The 4,506-nt window shown below is 38.9% G+C and carries 4 protein-coding genes; 1 reads left to right on the forward strand and 3 read right to left on the reverse strand.

Going from position 1 to position 4,506, the window contains the following annotated elements:
* A partial coding sequence (locus tag ACOVO2_RS10315) for a hypothetical protein (RefSeq protein ID WP_421769887.1) occupies positions 1-1,356 on the forward strand: 1,356 nt, incomplete at its 5' end.
* Position 1,357: 1 nt separating this feature from the next.
* On the opposite strand, the gene ACOVO2_RS10320 is transcribed toward ACOVO2_RS10315, so the two are convergent.
* From ACOVO2_RS10320 to nhaD, 3 genes are all read right to left on the reverse strand, one after another.
* Positions 1,358-2,296 (reverse strand): FAD:protein FMN transferase, encoded by a 939-nt coding sequence (locus ACOVO2_RS10320; RefSeq protein WP_421769888.1) that lies wholly within the window; start codon positions 2,294-2,296, stop codon positions 1,358-1,360.
* A 70-nt stretch (positions 2,297-2,366) separates the two neighbouring features.
* The gene (locus tag ACOVO2_RS10325) at positions 2,367-3,065 is read right to left on the reverse strand and encodes a hypothetical protein (RefSeq protein WP_421769889.1); all 699 of its coding nucleotides are present in this window, start codon (positions 3,063-3,065) and stop codon (positions 2,367-2,369) included.
* A 139-nt stretch (positions 3,066-3,204) separates the two neighbouring features.
* Positions 3,205-4,464, reverse strand: a complete 1,260-nt coding sequence (nhaD, locus tag ACOVO2_RS10330) for a sodium:proton antiporter NhaD (RefSeq protein ID WP_421769890.1) — start codon at positions 4,462-4,464, stop codon at positions 3,205-3,207.
* Positions 4,465-4,506: the final 42 nt, after the last annotated feature.

Genomic DNA, 4,506 nt, shown 5'->3' on the forward strand with positions numbered 1-4,506 from the left:
AAAGAGAGTGGGGTACTGTTGATGCAGTCGAAAATTGAGCCATATCGACAAAAATCTACTTTCGATTTTATTAAGTTCGATAGTACACTTACACAACTCTGGAAAACCACCTTTGTTCCCGACCCTGACTATGATTTAATTAAAACTTATAGAAACGAACAATTTTTATACGTTTTATTCAAGAAAAACGATAAAATTGATATTGGTGTTTTGCGAATCGATGTCGAAACGGGCGATAAATCGTATGCCGAAGGAAACTTGCTGACCAGCATGGATATTGAGCAGTTTGTTGTGCTTCAAAGTAAGGCATTTATAGGCGGAAAATTCAACGACCGCCCCGTGGTAGTCATGTTTAGCTTCTTTGATTATACCTCAAAAGTATTACCCGAAGTGCATAGTAATAATCTGGCTATCAGTCAATTAGATGTCGATGAGCACGGTGGATTTCTGTATCTGATGCTCAAAAATGACCGTAATTGTCAGTTTATCGTGAAGAAGTATTCTTACGAAGGGAAATTAATAAAAAGTTTTTCGTTGGGAAATCGAGATACCACGCCGATTTCGGGAGAGGTGCTAAATATTGATAAAGAGCATCCGATTCTGATGGGTAATTATGCCGATGGTTGCTCGCTTTTTGCGTTAGGTTTTTACGTACAACCCCTAAACGAAGATTCAAAAATTCAGTATATAAATTTTGCTGATTTGGATAATTTTTTCAGTTTCATGAATGCCAAGCGTGAAGAAAAAATCAAGCGAAAAATCAAAGAAAGAAAACAAAAAGGCAAAGATGTAAAGCTGCGTTATCGACTTTACTTGCACGAAATTAAGCCAACCAACGAAGGCTGGTTGATGATAGCCGAAGTGTTTTATCCAGAATATAAATCGCCATCTACTATGGCTGGTTACGGCACTTGGCGAAATTACCGCATTGGCAAAGATGTTTATAATAATTTCCGTTATTCACATGCCATAGTTTGTGGTTTTGATAAATCAGGGAAACTGATATGGGATAATAGTGTTTCGCTGAAAGACATCGAAAGTAGCGAACTGAACGCCAAAGTACAGGTTACTCACCACGATAATTATCATATTTTGGCATATCCCGACGAAAAACTTATTCGTACGGCGGTGGTTCGTGGCAATGAAAAAGTGAAGAATTTAGAAAATTTTGATTTAAAAGCCAGTTCGGAAACCGATAGAATTGTTGATACCGAACTCACAAATTTAGCGGCTTGGTATGGGCAGAGTTTCTTGGCTTATGGTTATCAGAGTGTCAGACGCGGCAATGAATTGCTCAATTCCAATGTTTTTTATATTTCAAAACTAACCTATGCTTTGAAAGAAGAAACAAAATAGATTATTGTATGATTTTCGCTTTTTGTTTTTTAGCGAGTCTTTCGCCTTTTTCTTTGGGTATTAGATACAAAGCGGTCGAAATCCAATCGGATGCTGTGCCGTTTTTGGCAATAATACTTATTTGATGGGGTTCGGCAAAGCCAATGCCTGTTTTTGGGTCGAGAATATGAGCGTATTTTTTACCGTCGATTTCTACAAACTGATAGGCATCGCCTGAAGTTGAAATTCCGCAGTTTTTCAAGAAATATTTCTCATTATTGATGATAATTTCCCAACCTTTGGGCGAATCAGTGGGCGAATTTGATACAACAATATTGCCCCCTGCTTCAATCAAAGCCGATTTTATGCCATTTTCTTTCAAAACCTTCATCATTTCATCTTCGGCAAAGCCTTTTCCGATTCCGCCAAAATCGAGCCTCATGCCTTTGGTTTTGAGCATTACCAACTGATTCGTTTTATTGAAAACTATTTTGTCAATGCCAATTTTAGCTTTTGCTTCGCTTATTTGTGTGGGCGTTGGTAATTGCTTTTGGCGTTTCATGCGTCGCCAAAGTTGGGTGAGTGGGCCAATCGTCACATCAAAGTTTCCTTCGGATAGTTGAGCAGCATTGACAGATGCTTGCAAAATGTTCCATAAATCAGCACTGACTTTTACGTATTGACCGCTACCTGCCGTGCGACAAAGTGTATTTACTTCGCTATCTTCCCGATAATCGCTCAAAGCCATATTTAATTCATCAAGCCGAACAAAGGCTTTTTTTGTTATATCTCGTGCCACAGCAGAATCGGAGGCATAAACTACCACTCTAAATATCGTTCCCATTTGTGGGTGCGTAAACTCAAAACGCTTTTGTGCAGAAAGCTGCAAAGACAAAAAGAGGAATAGCCCTAAAAAGCTATTCCTCTTACTTGTTGTATTTCTTGAAAAGAAAATCTGCATTGTAAAAACATCAAATCAAGATGAAGACTAAGTCTAACTGTGGACTTGTCGACTATTGATTGTGGACTAATTATTTAATTTCAAACAAAGCATCGGCTAAATTTGTGTTTGCTTGAATTTTAGAAGCTGTAAGGGCTAATTGAGCCATGCCTAAATCTTGATTTAGTTTATGGGCGAATTTCACACCGCTAACGTCTTTGTAATCAGAGTAATCAGAAGTGATTGTTTGGCTACCCATTGGAGTTTCGGCCGTAATTACTTGGCGAACTTTCAGGCCAGAAGTTACATCATAAAATTCAGTCATTTTAACTTCACCTACAGTAACTTCGAGTTTGTGTGTTTCTGCATCGCCTACTTTTTCTTTACCAACATATGTTATTTTTGCTCCGATGGCAGCATAATTCGCTTCTGGAACAATAAATGATTGCATTGCAATGGCTTTTACTTTTTCTGGGTCAGTAATATCTTGTGAACCTTGCATTCCGCCAACTTGAGCTTTTGTTCCATCACAAACTTGTTTTTGAACTTCACCCATACCAACGATACTTACGGCTTGGAGAAACTTATTGGTTGGTTTTTTCTGAATCAAAACCTCCAATGATTGTCCTTGAATTTCGCCAGTCATCGTCATTGATAAATCCTTAATTTTAGCGATAGCATCGCTGCCACCTACTGCTTTTACATAATTAGCTATTACTTCGTCGGCAGTTTGAGCAAAAGAAACGGTGCTTACAAATAAGGCAGCTAATACGATACTAATTTTTTTCATTGTGTTTTCTGATATAGTTAAAGTTTAAAACTGCGACAAAGGTGTAAAACCGCCAACGATATTCCAAATATTTTTAGGATAATTGGTGTTTTTAGGCTTTGTTATGGTTGAAATTGAGGGTAGTTTTTACCGAGCGGTATCAGAATAGTAAATAAATTCCTGCTCCTGCAAAATAGCCCAGCAGTGCCAAAAGCGAAATACGCTTCAAATACCACAGAAAATCTATTTTTTCCATACCCATTACGGCTACACCTGCGGCCGAGCCGATTATCAGAATACTGCCACCCGTACCTGCACAATAGGCCAAAAACTCCCAAATTCGGTGGTCGGTTGGGAAGCTGCTGAGGTCGTACATTCCCATGGTGGCAGCTACTAATGGCACGTTATCAACAATTGCCGAAGCCAAACCAATGAGCAAAATAATTAAGTCTTGATTTCCGAAAGCATCGTTCATACTTACGGCCAGATTTTGCAAAAGCCCCGTTGATTCTAAGCAGCCGATGGCCAACAAAATACCCAAGAAAAATAAAATACTGCTCGAATCTATCCTGCTGAGGGCATACGAAGCCGTAAATGGCTTGCGTTCTTCTTCATCTTTTTTACTGTGCAGAACTTCGCCCACAACCCACACTATTCCTAAGCCAAGCATCATGCCCATGTAAGGTGGTAGATGCGTAATGGTCTTGAAAATTGGTACAAAAAGCAACGTTCCAAGTCCGACAAAAAACATGATATTGCGTTCTTTGGCAGTTGTTTCTACGAAGTCGCTCTCTTCAATCGGTTGATTGTCAATTATTTGCCCTCGCATTGTATAGCTTAAATACAGTAGTGGAATAATCAACGAAACCAAACTCGGAATAAATAAACTTGTCATTATATTGCTTGCTGAGATTTGCCCACCAATCCAAAGCATGGTAGTTGTTACATCACCAATCGGCGACCACGCTCCGCCCGCATTGGCTGCAATGATTACGATTCCTGCAAAAAACTTGCGTTGGTCGGCATCCGAAATGATTTTGCGAAGCAGAGAAACCATCACGATTGCCGTTGTGAGGTTATCGAGAACTGCCGAAAGGAAAAATGCTAATAAACCGATTGTCCAGAGTAAAGAAACTGATTTTTTGCTTGAAATTTGGTCAGTAATAATTTTAAAACCTTGATGAGCATCAATCAGCTCAACGATGGTCATTGCTCCGAGTAAGAAAAATAAAATTTCGGCAATTGCCGCCAAATGATGCGAGAGATTTTCTTGAATCGCATGGCTTTCTGTACCGCTAAGTGCATAGACCGTCCAACAGACTGTACCAACGAGTAGGGCAGAAGCTGTTTTATTGATTTTTATGGGATGCTCAAATGCGATGGCTAAATAACCAACGATAAATATAATTGTAATAAGCATAATATTGATAAAGACTTGACTCCAAAAGTACAAATAAATAAA

Origin of the sequence: Emticicia sp., assembly GCF_049241225.1 — a bacterium.
In the GTDB taxonomy this organism is placed as follows: domain Bacteria; phylum Bacteroidota; class Bacteroidia; order Cytophagales; family Spirosomataceae; genus Emticicia.